Annotated in this window: 14 protein-coding genes; 13 read left to right on the plus strand and 1 reads right to left on the minus strand. The window is 39.4% G+C overall.

Translation table 11 applies throughout. The features are described from left to right. Nucleotides 1-127 precede the first annotated feature (127 nt). The 4 genes from GQR39_RS17840 to GQR39_RS17855 all read left to right on the plus strand — a co-directional run bounded on the left by GQR39_RS17840 (nt 128) and on the right by GQR39_RS17855 (nt 6,013). A complete protein-coding gene (locus GQR39_RS17840) occupies nt 128-712 on the plus strand; it encodes a VTT domain-containing protein (protein WP_165736249.1) in 585 nt (194 codons plus the stop codon). Nucleotides 713-809: 97 nt separating this feature from the next. Beyond that, complete coding sequence (locus GQR39_RS17845; protein ID WP_206007895.1) at nt 810-1,715, plus strand: GGDEF domain-containing protein; 906 nt, start codon at nt 810-812, stop codon at nt 1,713-1,715. A 164-nt stretch (nt 1,716-1,879) separates the two neighbouring features. Further along, nucleotides 1,880-3,241: a hypothetical protein gene (locus tag GQR39_RS17850; protein ID WP_165736250.1), complete on the plus strand. Its 1,362-nt coding sequence runs from the start codon at nt 1,880-1,882 to the stop codon at nt 3,239-3,241. 126 nt (nt 3,242-3,367) lie between these two features. Further along, nucleotides 3,368-6,013, plus strand: coding sequence for a DUF2339 domain-containing protein (locus tag GQR39_RS17855; protein WP_165736251.1), 2,646 nt, complete (start codon nt 3,368-3,370; stop codon nt 6,011-6,013). Nucleotides 6,014-6,114: 101 nt separating this feature from the next. Here the strand turns inward: GQR39_RS17855 and GQR39_RS17860 are convergent, their stop codons facing one another. Beyond that, nucleotides 6,115-9,555 carry a PAS-domain containing protein gene (locus GQR39_RS17860; protein WP_165736252.1) on the minus strand — a complete coding sequence of 1,147 codons (3,441 nt, stop codon included), beginning with the start codon at nt 9,553-9,555 and terminating at the stop codon, nt 6,115-6,117. Between the two features lie 414 nt (nt 9,556-9,969). Between GQR39_RS17860 and GQR39_RS17865 the strand changes: the two genes are divergently transcribed. The 9 genes from GQR39_RS17865 (at nt 9,970) to GQR39_RS17905 (ending at nt 19,936) form a co-directional block, all read left to right on the plus strand. Next, complete coding sequence (locus GQR39_RS17865; protein ID WP_007377498.1) at nt 9,970-10,233, plus strand: DUF4212 domain-containing protein; 264 nt, start codon at nt 9,970-9,972, stop codon at nt 10,231-10,233. A 10-nt stretch (nt 10,234-10,243) separates the two neighbouring features. Beyond that, the gene (locus tag GQR39_RS17870) at nt 10,244-11,968 is read left to right on the plus strand and encodes a sodium:solute symporter family protein (RefSeq protein WP_007587184.1); all 1,725 of its coding nucleotides are present in this window, start codon (nt 10,244-10,246) and stop codon (nt 11,966-11,968) included. A 125-nt stretch (nt 11,969-12,093) separates the two neighbouring features. Beyond that, complete coding sequence (locus tag GQR39_RS17875) at nt 12,094-13,932, plus strand: DUF294 nucleotidyltransferase-like domain-containing protein (RefSeq protein ID WP_165736253.1); 1,839 nt, start codon at nt 12,094-12,096, stop codon at nt 13,930-13,932. Between the two features lie 15 nt (nt 13,933-13,947). After that, entirely contained in the window at nt 13,948-14,571 is a 624-nt protein-coding gene (locus GQR39_RS17880; protein WP_165736254.1) for a 3'-5' exonuclease, read from the plus strand. 175 nt (nt 14,572-14,746) lie between these two features. Beyond that, complete coding sequence (locus GQR39_RS17885; RefSeq protein WP_165736255.1) at nt 14,747-16,000, plus strand: DUF3644 domain-containing protein; 1,254 nt, start codon at nt 14,747-14,749, stop codon at nt 15,998-16,000. Between the two features lie 30 nt (nt 16,001-16,030). Beyond that, nucleotides 16,031-16,759 carry an SIMPL domain-containing protein gene (locus tag GQR39_RS17890; protein ID WP_165736256.1) on the plus strand — a complete coding sequence of 243 codons (729 nt, stop codon included), beginning with the start codon at nt 16,031-16,033 and terminating at the stop codon, nt 16,757-16,759. A 79-nt stretch (nt 16,760-16,838) separates the two neighbouring features. Further along, the gene (locus tag GQR39_RS17895; RefSeq protein WP_165736257.1) at nt 16,839-17,501 is read left to right on the plus strand and encodes a peroxiredoxin-like family protein; all 663 of its coding nucleotides are present in this window, start codon (nt 16,839-16,841) and stop codon (nt 17,499-17,501) included. A gap of 178 nt (nt 17,502-17,679) precedes the next feature. Continuing rightward, nucleotides 17,680-18,696: an erythrose-4-phosphate dehydrogenase gene (epd, locus tag GQR39_RS17900; protein ID WP_007587176.1), complete on the plus strand. Its 1,017-nt coding sequence runs from the start codon at nt 17,680-17,682 to the stop codon at nt 18,694-18,696. 64 nt (nt 18,697-18,760) lie between these two features. Further along, nucleotides 18,761-19,936: a phosphoglycerate kinase gene (locus tag GQR39_RS17905; protein WP_165736258.1), complete on the plus strand. Its 1,176-nt coding sequence runs from the start codon at nt 18,761-18,763 to the stop codon at nt 19,934-19,936. Nucleotides 19,937-20,121 lie beyond the last annotated feature (185 nt).

Raw genomic sequence — 20,121 nt, forward strand, 5'->3', positions numbered from 1 at the left:
ACAAAGATCAATACGCCCTAGGACCTGATAAATTTAGTACACTGTTTTCAGCGTGTATTAACCTAAATGTGTAATTATTGGCTTATTGAATACTCTTGTTCTTATTTATAAGTGAAAAGGATTTACTATGGCCATTCAAAAAAAGCTAAAAGAAAAAACACGTAATTTTATTGACTCTAAGCATATGCTTAGCGGTATTACAGTGGCGTCGTTTTTAGAGTCAACCATAGTTCCTATTCCACTTGAAGCAGTGCTTGTGCCTCTTATGCAGGCTCGTCGAGAAAAGCTATGGCTTATAGCATTAATGGCGACCTTGGGCTGCATAGTAGGCGCATTGTTTGGTTATGCGTTGGGTTATTATTTATTTGATGCGGTTGGCGATTGGATTATTAATACGTTTTCGAGCCCGGAGCAATTTGAAAACGTTAAACAGCAAATGCAAGATCAAGGTTTTTGGTTTGTAATAACACTAGGCATAGTGCCTATTCCGTTTCAAATAGCGATGCTTGCTGCAGGCGCGACTAAGTACTCTATTTGGCTGTTTTTGTTGGCCTCAGGTATCGCGCGTTCTATTCGTTATTTTGGTCTGGCTATTGTTGTTTATTATGCAGGTAATGAAGCTGAGCGAATCATTAGTAAACATAAAACTAAGGCAATGGTTTTAATAACCTTACTTGTGTTAGGAGTTTGGGGATTAAGCTTGGTGATTTAAGCTCATTATTAAAGGTTATTAACCACCTTATTCTAATAAGCCTTTTTGGTAATGTGCTATAGTTTTTTAATATAGTATCGAAAAGCTTAGGGTTAATATGATTGAAACTGTAAAGCTCACTATCAGGCTTTCTAATTTTTTTAAAATGAGCTGGAAAAATAAAACTGTAAGCCTATTTTTATTAGCTTATATTGCTATTTTTTCAGCCTACTCCCTAACTAACTTTCCTCCCTTACAAGTTCAAAACAATGTGTACGGTTTTACAACTGATTTTATTAATTTAATTGTTCTTATTTTTTTATTTTGGATGGTTCAGTGCTCCAAACTTTCAAAGCTTGCATATACATTTTCGACTCTCGGATTAATGCTCTGGTCCATGGGTAATACAGCTGATTTAATCGATGAGATAGTGATACAGCCTTACTGGGTAAGTATTTATTTTGAAGATTTATGCAGAACCAGCGGTATGCTTTTAACTTCCTATGGTTTATTTAAAACGATGCGCTTTGTACAAAGTATTAATAATCGATTAGCGCGTGAGCTAATTATTGATGATTTAACCAAGGTACATAACAGACGTTATTTTTATCAGCACGCTAAAGATACTCAGCACTCACCTTACGTTATTTTAATTATCGATATAGACCACTTTAAAGCAATTAATGATGAATTTGGTCATGATATTGGTGATGTAGTGCTTAAAGAACTAGCAACTAAATACGACAATGCTTTTACGCACCAAAACAAGTTTGCTCGTCTCGGTGGTGAAGAGTTTGGTGGCTACTTGCCTACAAATAATATGACGCAAGCGTGTGATTTTTCGCAGCAATTAATTGATCTTGCGCACACCATAAATGTTCAAAATTCTCGCCACTTAACAGTAAGTATAGGTGTTGCAATGCAAACGCCTAATGAGCCTTTAGATAAAGTAATGAAGCGCGCTGATCAAGCTTTATATTTAGCTAAGAAGAGTGGCCGAGATCGTTTTGAAATTGCCCCGTAAGCGTTTTTAATTATATAAAAACACGTCCTTATTGTTTGCACATTTACTACACTTTTTAACGTTTTCGTAAGGAAATGTCAGTGAGGGTAATGCTTTGTAAATCATGAAATTAAAATAGAATGTTTGGGTCATAATGGGGATATTAATAATAAGGAATAACCTTAATGACCAACTCCCTTTTAAAAGCTGCATTACCCTTAAGTCTAATTACTATTTTGTCGGGCTGCGGCTCTGATGATAGCTCAAGCTCTACAGGTTACATCCAATTGTATAACGGCTCTTACAATAGCCCATACACACGTTTGTTTGTTGAAGAAACAGAGCGTTCAGGCGCTGATTTTGCCGATGTAACTACTCGCCATAACTACAGCACAGGCACTTATGATGTAAGTTTTGAGTACCTAGATGCTAACGACAGCTATATAACAATTAGCGACCAAGAAATTTCTATTAAAGGTGACAAAACACAGTTAGTAGTAATGAGCGGCAATTTTGATGAGCCTACATTTACAGAGCTTAGCGTACCTATTACAAGCGATACGGGTGAGTTTAACTTAGGGTTTTATAATATTGCAGGGGAGGATACTAACTACGATATTTACTTAGCAACTGATGATGGCGTATTTGAAAGCGCGACACTTTTTTCATCGGCTCAATATTTAAGTGAGTTAGATCTGCAAAGCGTTGATGAAGGTTATTACACTATTTACATAACCGAAGCGGGCAGCAGTGATGTTGTGTACGAGTCGTCATCTGTTTATTTATACGATGAAGCAAGTTATGTAGCAATGATCCGCCCAAGTTACGCTACAGAAGAAGGCGGTATTACGCTTGATGTAGTAACCGATAATAACTACGTTACTGAGCTTAAACATCAATCTGCCCTGGGGCAATTACGTTTTATAAATACGGTTGATGACTACTCGCCAGTAAGTTTTTCTGCTACACGCGGTACAACTGTAAACACAACAAATACAGTTGCTAGTGACTCTTATACAGATTATGTTGAACTTTCGCCTAATAGTTACAGCGTAGCGATGTACGACGAAGAAGGTACAAAACTAGCTGATAACTTTTTAATGACGCTAGAGCGTGAGCAAAGTGCGGTGGGTATTTTTTATAACGACGCAGATAACGGTTTACGTATGATGAGCGTTGAAGAAAACCTAACACCAAGTAGTTACAGCCATACGGTATCGGTTGTAAACCTAATTGAAAGCTACGCAGGGCAATCGGTTTCAGATGTTGATGTGTACTTTACACTTAACGGCGAAACAGTAGACGACACCAGTAACGTAGTCGATGGCCTAGATAAGTATGACCAAGAAGAGCAGGTTGTAGATAACGAAATTTACACGGTTTATGTTGTATATGAAGATAATGGTCAGCAAATTGTGCTTATTCAACAAAGCGATATGGACTTTACACAAGAGGGTAACTACATATTGATTTTAGAGCATGATGAAACAACAAGCTCAGGTTATAAAATGACCCTAGAGCGCACTATTACCGATAGTGTTGAATAAATCTAAACATATTAAGTAGCATAAAGCCTAAGCACTTTAAGTACTTAGGCTTTTTTATTGAACAAAATTTACCTACTCATTAATAATTAGGTACACTCAGGGCATAATAATTAATAAGAGTGTGCCATGGATGATTTAGTTGGGTTAGCCGTCATAGTAATACTGGTTGTAGTTGCCGGTGCTATTTGCGGCTTAATAGCGCTAGTGCAGTTAAATGGATTAAAACAAGAAGTTGCTGTTTTAAGAGCCAAAATAACACATCTACAAACACATAAATCGATATCGCAAAGTGAACCTCAAAGTGAAGCATCTACGGCTCAGGCAGCGCTTTCAAGGTCTGAGCCAATTGCTCATAAAACACAGCCAAACTTAACGTCCCAAAGCGTGTCGCCACCTGTAATAAATCAGCCATCAGCGCCTCCTAAAAAAGCCAAACCAGCTGAAGCATCAGCCATAGAATTACTATTTAATAAATTACGCGCAGGGTTTGAGCAAAACTGGATGACCTGGATAGGCGCAATAGCGCTTGCGTTTGGGGGCATATTTTTAGCTAAATATAGCCTAGAAGCGGGGTTACTATCGCCTGTAATGAGGCTGAGTTTAGGCGGCTTATTTGGGCTTGGCCTAATTGCAGCCGCGGCTTATTTACACCATAAACGCATTGTATTTGAAGGCTTTAATAATTACATACCCGCAGCGCTTGCAAGCGGCGGGTTTATTACCTGTTTTGCTTTAACGCTTTTAGCTTACAGCAGTTACGACATGCTGAGCCCTACCGTGGCATTTTTTGCGTTAGCTATTATAGCAATTAGTGCAAGCGCGATGGCGCTTAGGTTAGGCCCGCTATTGGCCGTGCTTGGTATTATTGGCGCTTACAGCGTACCAATATGGGTTAGCACTGGCAGTGGTAACTTGTTTGCATTATTTATGTATGTTGGCTTTGTAAGTTTGTCAGCCGCGTTAGTTGCACATAAAGTACAGCGAGCTTGGTTGTGGTATTTATTATGGGCAGGGCACATTGGTTGGTATTTAGTTGGTTTTACGCTACTTAAAGTTAATACCGTTTGGTTAATGGGAACGTTTGCTCTACTGAGTATTATTGGGTTAATTGCTATACCGCGATTGGGCTTAAAATTGAATGTTATAGAGCACCGCCCGCACAGTTTAAAACGTTTAATTAAAGTGCTTCCAGATCATGCATTATTACTCGCCTTTATAGCGCCCTTAATATTTACCATGTTAATAAGTCACTTTGATATGCAGTGGCAAGCAATCGGCGTGTTAAGTATTGTATTGGTGTTGTTTTTAGTCCTTAAAAATAGCCGTTGGGATATTTGGCAGGGCGTAGCGTTAGTTATTTCAACGCTATTAGTGATAGGCGCTGAACGCACGCATCTTTCGCCAAATCTATTTGATGACGCCCTCTTTATATTCAAAAATGAGTATGGTTTGGGTTTATTACTCGGATTGTTACTTACTGCTTTTGGGCTTTATTACGGTAAAAAACAGATTAAGCGTTTAGCGTTTCATATTACGGGGGCATTTAGTGTATTTGTAATGATAGCGACTTTATATACGCTTATTCCTAATTCCGCGTTAAGTACTGCATATCCACTTTGGGCCGTTGTATTGTTTGTAGTGGCAGCTATTTTAATAAAGCTCGCGCAACATAATACAACGCTATTTCAGCGTTTTACTTATTGGGTAGGCGCTAATGCCAATATTACGTTAGCAATTACCATGCTACTAAGTGACAGCGGCCTAACCATTGCTCTTGCTGTACAAGTATTACTTATAAGCGTACTTATTAAACGCTATAGCGTGCCTATGCCACATTGGCCTATAAAAGCCTTGGTTGCTGCGTTATTACTGCGCCTTACGCTTTCACCTTGGACGCCAAGTTACGATGCACTCACGGTATTTGGTTTGCATTGGAGCATAGTGGTTTACCCGTTATGCATTGCGTTATTTTTTGCCGCAGCTAGGTGCTTTAAAGCATCTCAATTAAAAGTATGGTTAGAAGGTGCAGCCCTTCATTGTTTAGCGCTTTTTATTACAACCGAAACAAGTTATCAGTTAGTAGGGCATTATCCGCAATTTGATTCACTTAACTTTTACGAACAAATACTCCTTACCTGTAACTGGCTGGCATTAGGGTGTGTGTATTTACACAGAGCAAAACTTGCCGGTAGTTTAGCTAAGTTATACCAAGTGGCGGGCTTTGCACTTGTAGGGTTAGCAGGGCTTTTTGCTATTAAAACACTGCTTGACGACAACCCATTATTTGAATCACTTTACATAGGTGAGCTGCCAATATTTAACTGGTTATTACTATTGTGGTTAGTACCTGCAGGATTAACGCTTTGGCTGGCCAAGCTTGTAAAACCAATAAACGCTAAAGCTACGCCATTTATATTGGCCGTTGCGGGTGGGTTTATATTATTGGCAATAAACAGCTTTATTCGCCAATACTGGCAAGGGCCTTATATTTACTTATCAAAAGGCGCAAATAATGCAGAGCTTTATAGCTACTCTGTTATTTGGTTAGTAATGGGGGCGGGTACTGTTATTTTTGGTCATTTAAAAAACCAGTTATTAATACAAAAAATAGGCTTAGGCTTACTAGCTGCAGTTATTGTTAAAGTGTTTTTAATTGATATGGCTAACTTGGAGGGCTTACTTAAAGCGCTTTCGTTTATTGGATTAGGACTTTCGTTGGTGGGGTTAAGTTGGTTATTCCAAAAGCTTAGAAGCCGAGTAAATCCAGTTTAACTTTTGAACACTTTATAAAGCAAAGCCCAGTGAAGATACTGGGCTTTTTGTTTTACGCTATTACTTGATAGCTTTTAACTTGATCACTTTTTACTCGCTTATTATGTACTGTGATTAAGCAGTGCTTTTAGTTTGCCCGGTTTAATTGGCTTACTTAAATAATGAATATTAGCGGCTTTGGTTTCTTGTTTAAGCTCGGTGTCGCGTACTGCGGTAATTAAAATAGCAGGTACTTGGCTTTGCCAAATTTCGCGCAGGGTTTTAATTAGCGTTATGCCATCGCAGTCATTGCCTAATTGGTAGTCCATTAAAATAACATCGGGTGCACCGTTTTGCTTAGCGTGCGCCAGTACATTATTTACATTATCAAATAGCGTGTAATTAGCTTGCCACTTTTTAAGTAAGCTTGCCATTGCAGCTAGGTTTTCAGGGTCGTCGTCTACGGCAACAATATTAATTGCTGCACGGTTTTCTATTAGGCTGTTTGTCGTACTTTTTTGTTGTACAAACTGCTCGTCACCATAAGGTACTTCAATGCTAAAACGGCTACCTTTATTGGGCTCAGAATGCACATCAAGCGGCAAACTTAATAAGTCAGCCATACGTTTTACAACACCTAAGCCTAAGCCTACGCCTTTGTTATCGCCCGACTCAACACGGTAAAAGTCGTTAAATATTTTAGCTTGCTCAACTTCGCTAATACCTGGGCCTGTATCCCATACTTCTATTCGTAAATTGTGTTTACGGTTTCTACAGGCAATTAATACACGGCCATTATCGGTGTATTTAACTGCGTTAGAGACCAAGTTTTGAATAATTCGGCGCAAATAGGTTATATCGCTGTGCACAATTTGCTGGTGTGAACGTACACTAAGTTTAAGCCCTTTATCACTTGATAAAATAGCGTATTCACTTTGCAGTGGCGCTAAAATATCTTCGATATAAAAGTGGCGAGGGGTTGGCGTCATAGCGCCTTGTTCTAGCTTGGCTATTTCAAGTAGTGCCGACATTAGATGCACGGTTGAATCGAGACTGTCGCCTAATTTTTCAAAGCTGTTTTGGTTAGTGCTGTCGAGTTGCTTTTCGTCAATGGCAGCAAGGTATAAACGTGCTGCGTTTAACGGCTGTAAAATATCGTGGCTCGCCAGTGCTAAAAAGCGCGTTTTACTGTCGTTGGCTTGCTCTGCTTCTCGTTTGGCTAAAGTAAGTGCTTGCTCGGTTTGTACACGGCTATCTATTTGAGCTTGTAAGTCTCTATTAATGGTTTGCACTTCTTGAGTTCGCGCTTCTATGCGGTTTTCAAGATCCATGTTTACTTCTTCAAGCGCATTTTGCGTACTTATGTGATTGGTAATATCCGAAAAGCTGGTAACAAATCCGCCATCGGGCAGCGGGTTACCAATCATTTCGTATACTTGGCCATTACGACGGTGGCGAATAAAGTGATGTGAGCTGCCGTATTTTAAATGCTGCACACGTTTTTCTACTTGGCGTTCTATTTCGCCAGGGCCACATTCACCACGGTTAGCGTTGTATCTAATAATATCTTCTATGGGTTGGCCTACTTCTAAAAATCCTTCAGGGTAGCCGAACATTTCGCTGTAGCGCTTATTCCAAGCTACTAGCTTTAAATCTTTATCAACAACTGAAATACCATGGCTTAAATTTTCGAGTGAGGTAAATAACAGATTTTGATTAAATTGCAGCGCTTGTGTGGTTTCGTCAAAAAAGTTTACAACTTCTTCAAACGCCATACGCTTACCCGACGATACCGTATGTATTAATGCTTGCGCTGACGATGCGCCAAGCACGCCTGTTAACGCGCGTTCGCAGTAGGCTATAAATTCAGGCTCTGGGTGTGCGTTGTTATCGCTCAAGTGATGGGCGAGCGCGTAATGCGCCAATACTTGTTGGCTGCGCTGAATACCTAAAAAGGTTTGCAGTAGTATTTTAAAGTCGTAAACAGTGGCTTTTACGTCTTTATTTAAACGCCTTGATAAAATAGCCTGATCTTTTGGATTAACAAATGCAGCTGCCTGAATCTTATCAATTAAGCGCTCTTCAGCCCCAAGTGAAAAACTAATATAACACCCAATATTGGCAAACAAAGCTATCAAGGTTCCACGCGTTATAAGCGTTTGTTGTAGCTCGCTATCAAGCGTTGCTCCGGCATCGAGTATTGGCAGCATTAAAAAGAGTACCCAGCAAATAAAGCCCGCTACTAAACCTGCATAAACCCCATAAGCATGGCCTTTTCGCCAGTATAAACCACCCACAATAGCGGGTAATAATTGAGTAACAAGTGAAAAAGCAACTAAGCCCATACTTGCCAGTGCGCTGCTATGGCCAAACCATTGCTGATAGAAATAGGCCAAAATTAATATGCCTGCAATAGCAAAGCGCCTTACAAGTAAAATTCGAGACTTATAACTGGTAGTAATTAAGTTGCGTTTAAATTTACGACGTAGCATTAGGGGTAATACCACATCGTTTGAAATCATCGTGCTTAATGTAAGCGTTGCTACCACTATCATTGCGGTGGCGGCCGATAAACCACCTATAAATACAAAGGTGGTTAAAAAGGCGTTGTCGTTAATTAACGGTAGGGCAAGTACAAAGCTATCTGGCGAATAGCCGCTGCCAATATCAGGATGAATAGCCGCAGTAGCAATAGGTAAAATCATTGCGGCAGTTAATAATAAATACAGCGGAAAAGCCCAGCGAGCGGTAAGTAAGTGGCGTTTGTTTTGGTTGTCGACCACGGTTACATGAAACTGGCGTGGTAAACATATAATAGCGGCCGCAGCCATTAAGGACTGGCCAATAAAGTTAAAGCTAAAAAAGTTAAAGTCGCTCCAATGGGCCCAAATCGACTCGGTTACTTTATTTGAAGTAGGCTCTGGCATATTAAATAAGGTGTAAACAGCAAGTCCTGCTACAGCAATAAGTGCAATAAGTTTAATCATCGATTCAAACGCGACAGCAAGCATTAACCCAGAGCGATACTCTGTTACGTCCACTTTGCGGGTACCAAAAAATATTGCAAATAAGGCCATAATTAATGTGGCAGAAAGCGCGAGCATATCGCCTGATATTTTATTACTGTTTTGCAAAAGTAAAAAGCTGGTACTAAGCGCTTTTAATTGCAGTGCAATGTAGGGAATAGTCGCGAGTAAGGCGATTACAGTAACCATAATCGCGGTAGTTTGGCGTTTGCCGTAACGAGCTGAAATAAAGTCAGCAATAGTGGTTATGTTTTGTTTTTTGCTTACCAGTACCAGCTTACGTAAAAACCCTTGGCCGAATAAAAACAGCAGCGCAGGGCCCAATAATATTGGCAAATAACTCCAACTGCTGGTGGCGGCTGTACCCACTGAGCCGTAGTAAGTCCAAGAGGTACAGTAAATCCCAAGTGAGAGTGAATACACAAAAGGGTGATGGCTAATACGCTTTGCCAAAGGGGTTGTTTTATCGCCCCAATTGGCGAGCCAAAACAGCACACCTATATAACTTAAAGCAACAATAATGAGTACGGCAGTCATGTTGTTATTAAACCTTATTATTTTAAATAGTCCCTCAACCCTATGAGGGATTAACACAATACCAGAACTGAGGTTAAGTGTGAGGCTTGAATTTAAAATAAAACTTTCATTTTATTTCTATCTTATTGAATATTAATAACAAAAATAAAATCATCTCAAGCATTAGACTAATGTCGCATTAATAAACAACTTACCAATTTAATAGTAAAGCCAATTCAAAAAATTAAGCTAACCAATTGAAATAAAATGAAAATGTATAAAGTACGTTTGAATGATAAATACAGTTTACGTAAACGTTAACAGGCTGTTACGACTATGGTCTCAATTCAATATGTAACCAGCGTTGCTAAATTGGTAAGCGAAGATAAAAAACCACTCATCGCGATATTGCGGTGCTTAAAGGGGAAAACAAAAATGGCTTTTAAAGATGAAGAACAAGCAAAAGCTTATTGGGCAGAAAACATTTCGCTGTTATTTAAACTATTAGCAGTGTGGTTTATCGTGTCTTTCGGCTTTGGCATATTACTGGTTGATGTACTTAATGAAGTGCGTTTTTTTGGGTTTAAACTTGGCTTCTGGTTCGCCCAGCAAGGCGCGATTTATACCTTTGTTGCTTTGATTTTTGTGTACGTTTTCAAAATGAATACGTTAGATAAAAAATACGGCGTAGACGAATAGGAGCTAAGCAATGGATGTTCAAACACTCACGTTTATAATTGTTGGTTTAAGCTTTGCGCTTTATATCGGCATAGCAATTTGGGCCCGTGCGGGTTCAACTAAAGAGTTTTATGTAGCAGGTGGCGGCGTACCTCCTCTTGCTAATGGTATGGCAACGGCTGCTGATTGGATGAGCGCCGCGTCGTTTATTTCAATGGCGGGTATTATTTCGTTTGCAGGTTACGATGGCAGCGTTTACTTAATGGGGTGGACTGGTGGTTATGTACTATTAGCCATGTGTTTAGCGCCTTACTTACGTAAATTCGGCAAGTTTACCGTGCCTGACTTTATTGGCGACCGTTACTATTCACGCACCGCACGTTTAGTGGCAATTGTATGTGCCATATTCATTTGCTTTACTTACATTGCAGGGCAAATGCGTGGCGTAGGCGTGGTATTTTCACGCTTTTTAGAAGTAGAAATTGAAACCGGTGTTTACATTGGTATGGTGATTGTATTCTTTTATGCGGTACTTGGCGGCATGAAAGGCATTACCTACACACAAGTAGCGCAGTATTGTGTACTTGTATTTGCCTACCTTGTACCAGCCATTTTTATCTCGATGATGATGACGGGTCACTTCTTCCCACAAACCGGTTTTGGTGCCACATTAATTGGCAGCGATGGCGTGTACGTACTTGATAAACTAGACGGCTTAAGCGCTGAACTTGGTTTTGCGCAATATACCGAAGGCTCTAAGAGCATGATTGACGTGTTCGCTATTACTGGCGCGTTAATGGTAGGTACTGCTGGTTTACCACATGTAATTGTTCGCTTTTTCACTGTACCTCGCGTAAAAGACACGCGTATTTCTGCAGCATGGACACTTGTGTTCATCGCGATTGTTTATACTACAGCACCTGCGGTTGCAGCCTTTGCTCGCGTAAACATGGTTGATACTATTAATGGTAAAGACGGTAGCGGTACAGCTTACGCAGAAGCACCAGGATGGATTAAAAACTGGGAACGCACAGGTTTAATTACATTTGATGATAAAAACGGCGATGGCAAAATGTTCTACACGGCGGGTAAAATCACCGATCCGAACAGTGCTAACGAAGTAAACGTAGACCGCGACATTATGGTATTAGCAAATCCAGAGATTGCTAACTTACCAGCGTGGGTAATCGCACTTGTAGCTGCTGGTGGTATTGCCGCTGCACTTTCTACAACAGCAGGTTTACTATTGGTTATTTCGACCTCCGTTTCGCACGATTTACTCAAGCGAACCCTCAAGCCCGATATTACCGACAAGCAAGAGTTACTTGCAGCGAGGTTGGCAGCCATGGTCGCTATTGTTATCTCCGCGTACTTTGGTATTAACCCGCCTGGATTTGTGGCATCGGTAGTGGCATTTGCATTCGGCTTGGCGGCAGCGAGTTTCTTCCCAGCAATTATTATGGGTATATTCTCTAAAACAATGAACCGCGAAGGCGCCATTGCAGGCATGGTAACGGGTATTGGCTTTACCGCTGCGTATATCATTTTCTTCAAGTTTGTTAGCCCAGAGCTAAATAGCCCTGAAAACTGGTTCTTAGGTATTTCGCCTGAAGGTATTGGCTTAATTGGTATGATTATTAACTTTGCTGTTGCTGCAATTGTTCTTAAGTTTACTAAACCTACACCAGTTGAAATTCAAGAAATGGTTGAAAGCATTCGTAACCCTAAAGGGTCTGCAGAAGCACACGACCACTAGGCTACAATTTATAGATATAGTTTAGAAAACATAAAGCACCAAAAGCCCGACTTTAGTCGGGCTTTTTATTTGTTTAATAAATAAGTACATTAGATTGGTACATCACCATTTAAAGAGCGAATACAATGAGTGTAGAACAACAAGAAATAGCCCAATACGTTTGTTTGCAAGCACCTTTTACTATGCTTGATAGCAGCGCATACGAATATTTTGTAAATCATCTTGATATTATTTACCTCACCCGCGAAAACCAGACTCAGTGGTTACAAAGTGAAAACCCTAAACTGTTTTTAATTCGCTCTGGTTTGTATGACCTAGTTGATGGTAAGGGCGATGTTGTTACACGCTTAGCGCAAGGTGACTACTTTGGTTTTCCGTCGCTGTTAACCGGTGAGGCAATTCAAAATAGGTTGGAAGTACAAAAAGAGGGCATAGTGTATATGCTCTCTCAAACGCACTTTGATTTTTTACGCAGAGAATATAAATCGTTTGAGCAATACTTTGTACGCGCTCATGCTAACCGGTTGTTGTCATCGCATTATAAAAGTAAAAACGATAGTTGGTCTGAACGTAAAATATCAGAGCTGATGACCCGCACCGCCATTACGCTTTCGCCCGATGCAAGTATTAGGCAAAGCGCTAAAAAAATGAAAGAGCATGGTGTGTCGTCAATAATGATAACGCAGCACGCGCACTTAGTAGGGGTGGTAACCGACCGTGATTTACGTAATCGAGTACTTGCCGACGAGGTAGATCCACAAGACGCAGTAAGCAGTATTATGACCGCCAAACCTAAGTTTATATTTGAAAATAACCGGGTGTTTTCGGCGCTGCACTTAATGCTTAAATACAATATTCATCATTTGCCCGTGCTTGACGAAAACCATAACCCTATAGGGATGATAACCAGCACCGATTTACTGCGCCAACAAAAAAGCGACCCCGTACAGCTTATTGGGCGCATATATAAAGCGCATACTGTTACTGATTTAAAACGCTACGCTAAAGAAATTCCCGAACTTTTGCGTGGTTTTTCGTACAACATTGACGACATATCGCTAATTGGTAAATTACTCAGTGGTTTAACCGATGCGCTTACATCGCGCCTTATTCACTTATTTCAAGAAGAGCATGGCGCAGCGCCAACCAGCTTTAGTTTTATTTGCTTTGGCTCGCAAGCACGCGAAGAACAAACCCTGCATTCAGATCAAGACAACGGCTTGTTACTCCCTAACGACTTAACCACCGAGCAACACGCTTACTTTAAAAGTATGGGGGAGTTTGTATGTGAGAATTTAGTTGAGTGCGGCATTAGGCGTTGCCCAGGTAATATTATGGCAAGCAGCGATGAGTGCCGAATGAGCGTAAACGACTGGAGCGAGCGCTTTTTTAAATGGATAAAAAGCCCTACTCCTAATGCAATGCTCAACTGTAAAATATTTTTTGACCTGCGATTTATTGAAGGCTCAAATGCTTTATACACCGCTTTTTGCGAGCAACTAATTCGTATATCGCGTAACGACTTATTCTATGCCGCAATGGCAACCGATATAAGCAGCAACAGCGTGCCAATTGGTTTATTTAATAAATTTAAAACCGAAAAAACAGATCAAAATAATAAATACATAGATTTAAAAAAACGCGGTGTCGTAATTATAAATGACATAGTGCGGTTATACGCTTTAAAAGCGGGTATTAGGTGCGCCAACACGCAAGAGCGATTAGACGCACTACTAAAACATAAACTGATCAGCAAAGAAGATATATACAACCTAAAAGACTGCTGGCGGTTCTTAACGCAGCTTCGCTTGAGTACACAAATAAACGAAGAGGGCTTACCGAGTAATTGTATTAATCCTAATAAATTAAACTCACTAGAGCGCCATCAACTAAAAGAAGCGTTTTACCTTGTTAAACAAGCGCAGCAAGCCGCCGCGTTTAAGTTTGCTCGCGGCAGTTTATAATGATGGATTACTAACATGGTAAAAAAGCTGCTCACTCGGTATTTAAAGCGCCGTAAATTACTAGGCAAAAATGCCTTACAACAACGTTATTTGGTGATTGATTTAGAGCTCACTGGGCTTGATGCAAAACAGCACGAAATTGTATCGGTAGCGTGGGTGATAATAGATAACCAATGTATAAAAATGAGCGAGTCGCAGCACCTTATAAATAAAGACGTAAAAAGCCTTGAGCAAAGTCCTGTTTTTCATGGGATTAGCGACGATGCTATAACAAAAGGACAGAGCTTGTGCAGTATATTAACGCAATTGAGCTGCCATTTTAGCGACTGTATTTTAGTGTTTCATAATGCCATGCTCGACTGGGGATTTTTAAAAATAGCGCTTAAAAATGCCAATATAACGATACGTCCCAAACTCATAATCGACACACTCCATATTGAACAAAAGCGCTTACTTCATCATTCAACTGAAATAAAACAAGATGATTTAACCCTTAATGCCTGCCGCACACGTTATGAGTTACCAAGCTATCATTGCCACCATGCACTGACCGATGCACAAGCCACCGCCGAGTTACTGCTAGCCCAGTGCCATCAAATAAGCCGTGGCAAAGAGTTAAAAGTAGCCGAGTTGATGTAGGTTGGATAGAGGACAGCGAAACCCAACGATAAAATGCCTTATCGGCTAACACCGAGGCTAATGATAGGCAGTTTACTTTTATTGTTATTCGTATGATTATAGGTACTTGTATATTTATTATTTAATATTAAAAATATAAATTTCATAAATAGAAAACGCAGATGGAATAGCGAAGATGAATAAATACGAAAAAGTTGATTTAGCTTATAATTTTCTTGTTGAAAAAGAAAAAGAGAGTGAAGCGTTTACTGTACTTCAATTAATGGAAGCAACGGAGTGGAAGGCTGACACATGTAGAACATATTTATCTAAACGCTGGTATCAATATCTAGAAAAAGATGGAGAGCAGTATTCAAGTTCCGGAATAGCTTTTTTAAGTAAAAATGAATTTAGAGCGGTTCATAGCCAAAAGTTACAACAAGTAATTGATCATTCAGTAAAAGGAATATTACTTCACAAGGCTAAAGAGTTCGCGTTGCTTGCCGTATCAACTTATAACAATCCCTATACTGAATTTAAAACTTATGGGTTTATAGTAAATATAGTAATTGCTTACACATCACTTATGCATGCCATATTTGAGAAGAAAGGAATTGATTATTTCCATAAAGATGCAAATGGAAGAACGATTTTTATCGATGGTGAAGAAAAGTCATGGGAATTGAGAGATTGCATCGATGGGTATTGGCAGGGATTTGAAGCTCCAGAAAAAGCGAATATAAAATTTCTGATCGGGTTAAGAAATAAAATAGAACATCGAAGCTTACCTGCTATTGATTTAGCCGTGAGTGGTGAATGTCAGTCAGCATTAAGTAATTTCGAAACAATACTAGTTGAAGAGTTTGGAGATGAGCATGCTTTAACTGCAAGTCTTGCGATTGCAATGCAATTAACAAGAATTTCCGAACAAGCTCAGATAGATGCTTTGAAACAGCTTCAAAAAGATAATTACAAAGTTGTTCGCCGATATATGGAAACATATCGAAATGATCTAAACGATGATGTAGTTCAAAGTCAAAAATATAGGGTTCGAGCCTTTTTGGTTCCTAAACTAGGAAATCATGCAAAGTCAGCAGATATGGCTATAGAGTTTATTAACGTAAATAAGTTAAGTGAGCAAGAGTTAGAAAACTACGAACAAGGTGTTGCATTTATCAAAGGGGTCGAAAATCCTTTTAAGTTAAGACCAAGTAAAGTTGTAGATCTTGTTTCTAAAAAAATCCCTTTCTTTAATATAGCTTTACATACTAAATGTTGGAAATTTTATGATGCAAGACCACGTGGTGAGCAAAGAGGTTTTAAAGGTGAATTTTCAGGTTTTGTAGAAGGTTTTGAAGGTTATTTGTATTCATTGTATTGGAGTAAATTTTTAATAGAAGAATTAAAAAAACCAGAAGTCCTATCACTCGTTAAACAACAAGCGATTTGATAATAAATTATTGCTATTCAAGGAACGATCATGAAACTCATCACTAGTATTTTCTTAACCTTATTCCCACTCATCACTTTTGCTAATTCAAGCTTAGCCACAAATCGCCATATTGCAGTTCAAGGTACTGCAGAGGTGCTTGCCAATCCTGATATCGCTAAAATACTATTTCAAATTATAAGTATTAAAAACGAACCTTTAGCAGCTAAGAACGATCTTGATAATAAAGTTAATTTACTAATTGACGGACTAAATCAATTTGAAATAACTGCCGATGATGTAGTTGCTTCAAGTGTTAAAGTTGAAAAAACGGGTATGGATTACATTGAAACAGGGCATCAGGCTCCCGCAGAATACGCAGCTATAAGGACCTTTGAAGTAACACTAAAAAATATTGAAAGAGTGAATGATTTAAGTGATTTTTTATTGAATTTAAAAGTAAATGCGATTCAAAATACTGAGTTTTTATCTTCAAAAGCTGAGCTGTTACAAGCACAAGCCACACAACAAGCACTTAATAACGCAAAAGAAAAAGCAAATGTACTTGCTAAGTCCTTTGGTACAAAAGTGGGTGAAGTACGAACTATTAGCTCAACTCAAAAAAGCGTTTACAGTGGCTTTGGTGCAGCGGTTAAAAAAATAGATAGAGTAAATCCAATGAGCGATTCATTTCCTAAAGCTCGCAAAAATTATTTACAACAAACGATAAGCTTTAAATCATCAATAAACGTGGTATTTGATTTAGAGGTAGATGAATAAGTTAAAATTTTCATTTCAAATACATTTTCATAATGTAAGCTGGCTTTAAATTTTTGATTAATTTGAAAGTAGCCATATTATGAGCGATAAAAATAACACGTTAAAAGCACAAACTGAGGCAAAAATAGCAGCAGGGCGTAAAGGTAATCCTGATTTTATGAAAGGTGTTGATGAAACGATTGCACAGGCAAAAGCGTTTCAACAAGGTGCTAATGCACTTGATTTAAACCAAATCGCACCAAGTTTTGAGTTACCAAATCAACATGGTCAATCGGTGCAGTTAACCGAGTTACTTGCTAAAGGGCCTGTAGTTGTTGCTTTTTATCGTGGAAGTTGGTGTCCGTACTGCAATTTACAGCTCAAAGCGCTTCAAGCACGCTTACCTGAAATTCACGCATTAGGCGCACAATTGGTGGCTATTAGCCCGCAAGTACCCGATGGCTCACTTAGTGATGATGAAATAAGTAAAATGGATTTTTTAGTGCTGAGTGATCAAAATGCCGATGTAGCAGCAAGCTACGGCGTAGCATGGCAAGTACCTACATTTTTACTAGAGCATATGCGAGTAGACCGAGGCCTAAATTTAGAGTCGGTTAACAATGGCAATAGTAGTGTTTTACCGATCCCTGCCACCTTTGTTTTAGATAAACAAGGTAAAGTGACTTGGCGTTATGTTGATGTTGATTATCGTACTCGTTCTGAGCCAGAAGATATAATTAGCGCATTAAAAAATTTAGTATAAAAAACTTAATTTAAAAAGTCAGAACCATCAAAGAGCTTGCAATGCGTAAGCTCTTTAACCTTAATTTAAAGTTTCTAATGCTTCCCTCTTATAATCAGATGCAAGGTCGATTACAATACAGACATCTAAAAGGCGTATTGCCTTTATCTGCACGCTAAAAGAGTGGATTTTATATTTCATGGCAATCAAACTTGCAATTAATGGTTTTGGTCGTATTGGTCGAAATATTGTCCGCGCGTTATACGAGTCTGGTTTGAGCGACGATATAAAAATTGTTGCGATTAACGAACTTGCTGATCCTGAAGCTATTGCTCATTTATTAAAATACGACACATCCCACGGTCGTTTTTCTTTTCCTGTAAAACTTGGTGAAGACACCATTAGTGTTGCAGGCGATACCATTGCACTTTTTTGTGAAGAAAACCCAATTGAATTACCTTGGCAAACGCTCGATGTAGACGTTGTACTTGAATGTACGGGTGTTTATCACTCGCGTGAACATGCGCAGTTACATATTACCGCAGGCGCTAAAAAGGTGTTGTTTTCGCATCCGGCCGATAACGATGTTGATGCTACGATTGTGTATGGCATTAACGACGATGAGCTTAAAAACGAACACACAATTGTTTCTAACGGCTCGTGTACAACTAACTGTGTTGTGCCGGTTATTAAAGTATTAGATGATGCATTTGGTATTGAGTCGGGCGCTATTACAACTATTCATGCGTCGATGAACGATCAACAAGTGATTGATGGTTATCATCATGATTTACGCCGTACTCGCGCTGCAAGCCAATCAATTATTCCAGTTGATACAAAGCTCGCCCGTGGTATAGACCGTATTTTACCTAAATTTAAAGGCCGTTTTGAAGCCATCGCCGTACGTGTTCCTACTATAAATGTAACGGCAATGGATTTAAGTGTAACGGTTAATACTGATGTAGATTTAAACGCAGTAAATAACGCACTTAAAGCACAAGCAAAAGACCGCTTAGAAGGTATTTTAAGTTATACCGAAGAGCCGCTTGTGTCGGTTGATTTTAATCACGACCCACATTCTTGTATTATTGATGGCACACAAACACGTGTTAGTCACAAACGACTGATAAAGTTATTAGTATGGTGTGATAACGAATGGGGTTTTGCTAATCGCATGCTCGACACAGCGCGTGCTATGATGGCAGTGAATAAGTAATTTATTAATATAATAATTTTAAACGTATTTTTCAGGTTCAGTATCGTTAACTAAGGAGATGTTCATGTCGGTCATAAAAATGGCAGATTTAGATTTAAACGGCAAACGCGTATTAATTCGTGAAGATTTAAATGTACCAGTTAAAGCAGGTAAAGTGACGTCAGATGCGCGTATTCGTGCAGCACTACCTACTATTAAATTAGCGCTTGAGATGGGTGCTAAAGTAATGGTTATGTCACACCTTGGCCGTCCTACGGAAGGGGAATATGATGAAGCGTTTTCGCTAGCACCTGTCGCTGATTACTTAAACGATGCCCTTGAGCAAACTGTACGTTTAGAAAAAGATTATCTAAACGGTGTTGATATTGCTGATAACGAAGTTGTTGTTTTTGAAAATGTGCGCTTTAACAAAGGCGAGAAGAAAAACGACGAAGCGTTATCTAAGCAACTTGCAGCACTGTGTGATGTATATGTAATGGATGCATTTGGTACGGCTCACCGTGCACAAGCATCTACGCATGGCGTTGGCTTATTTGCTGATGTGGCATGTGCAGGTCCATTGTTATCAGCTGAACTAGAAGCGTTAGGCAAAGCACTTGATAACCCAGCTCGTCCATTAGTGGCGATTGTTGGTGGTTCTAAAGTTTCAACTAAGCTAACCGTTTTAGATTCACTTTCTAAAATTGTTGACCAATTAGTTACCGGTGGCGGTATTGCAAATACCTTTATTGCTGCATCAGGTAGCCCAGTTGGTAAATCGCTTTACGAACCAGATTTAATGGATGAAGCTAACCGCTTATGTGCAGCAGCGATTGCTAATAATGGTGAAATTCCGGTACCGACTGACGTAGTTGTTGGTAATGAGTTTTCTGAATCTGCTGTAGCTACGCTTAAAGATGTAAGCGAAGTAACAAGCAACGATATGATTTTTGATATTGGTCCTGATACAGCGAGCAAGCTTGCAAAAATTATTGCAAATGCGGGCACTGTTGTATGGAATGGCCCTGTTGGCGTGTTCGAGTTTGACCAATTTGGTAATGGCACACGTGCTATTGCACAAGCAATTGCTAACTCAAATGCGTTTTCAATTGCGGGTGGTGGTGATACCTTAGCCGCAATTGATAAATACGGCATTGCCGATAAAGTTTCTTATATTTCTACTGGTGGTGGTGCGTTCTTAGAGTTTTTAGAAGGCAAAAAACTTCCAGCAGTTGAAATGCTAGAGTCGCGCGCTAAGTAATTTTAGTAGCGTAAGGTGAGGGGGTAATAGCCCTCACCGACAATTAATTATTAAATACCTCTCACCCTAATTTAATAGTTAATTTAGACGGAATATTACTGCAAAGCAGTGGTTTTTCGTGGCGTTGTTATAACGCCAAACTAACACATCCGTTCAAACTAGATGGTAGGGAACTACTGTCGATA

Source organism: Pseudoalteromonas sp. C8 (assembly GCF_011378685.1).
Taxonomy (GTDB): domain Bacteria; phylum Pseudomonadota; class Gammaproteobacteria; order Enterobacterales; family Alteromonadaceae; genus Pseudoalteromonas; species Pseudoalteromonas arctica.

What these genes read in the sequence shown, in the direction of transcription:
- GQR39_RS17840 (WP_165736249.1), top strand. Translation starts at nt 128, where the DNA reads ATGGCCATTCAAAAAAAGCTAAAAGAAAAAACACGTAATTTTATTGAC.
- GQR39_RS17845 (WP_206007895.1), top strand. Translation starts at nt 810, where the DNA reads ATGATTGAAACTGTAAAGCTCACTATCAGGCTTTCTAATTTTTTTAAA.
- GQR39_RS17850 (WP_165736250.1), top strand. Translation starts at nt 1,880, where the DNA reads ATGACCAACTCCCTTTTAAAAGCTGCATTACCCTTAAGTCTAATTACT.
- GQR39_RS17855 (WP_165736251.1), top strand. Translation starts at nt 3,368, where the DNA reads ATGGATGATTTAGTTGGGTTAGCCGTCATAGTAATACTGGTTGTAGTT.
- GQR39_RS17860 (WP_165736252.1), bottom strand. Translation starts at nt 9,555, where the DNA reads ATGACTGCCGTACTCATTATTGTTGCTTTAAGTTATATAGGTGTGCTG.
- GQR39_RS17865 (WP_007377498.1), top strand. Translation starts at nt 9,970, where the DNA reads ATGGCTTTTAAAGATGAAGAACAAGCAAAAGCTTATTGGGCAGAAAAC.
- GQR39_RS17870 (WP_007587184.1), top strand. Translation starts at nt 10,244, where the DNA reads ATGGATGTTCAAACACTCACGTTTATAATTGTTGGTTTAAGCTTTGCG.
- GQR39_RS17875 (WP_165736253.1), top strand. Translation starts at nt 12,094, where the DNA reads ATGAGTGTAGAACAACAAGAAATAGCCCAATACGTTTGTTTGCAAGCA.
- GQR39_RS17880 (WP_165736254.1), top strand. Translation starts at nt 13,948, where the DNA reads ATGGTAAAAAAGCTGCTCACTCGGTATTTAAAGCGCCGTAAATTACTA.
- GQR39_RS17885 (WP_165736255.1), top strand. Translation starts at nt 14,747, where the DNA reads ATGAATAAATACGAAAAAGTTGATTTAGCTTATAATTTTCTTGTTGAA.
- GQR39_RS17890 (WP_165736256.1), top strand. Translation starts at nt 16,031, where the DNA reads ATGAAACTCATCACTAGTATTTTCTTAACCTTATTCCCACTCATCACT.
- GQR39_RS17895 (WP_165736257.1), top strand. Translation starts at nt 16,839, where the DNA reads ATGAGCGATAAAAATAACACGTTAAAAGCACAAACTGAGGCAAAAATA.
- epd (WP_007587176.1), top strand. Translation starts at nt 17,680, where the DNA reads ATGGCAATCAAACTTGCAATTAATGGTTTTGGTCGTATTGGTCGAAAT.
- GQR39_RS17905 (WP_165736258.1), top strand. Translation starts at nt 18,761, where the DNA reads ATGTCGGTCATAAAAATGGCAGATTTAGATTTAAACGGCAAACGCGTA.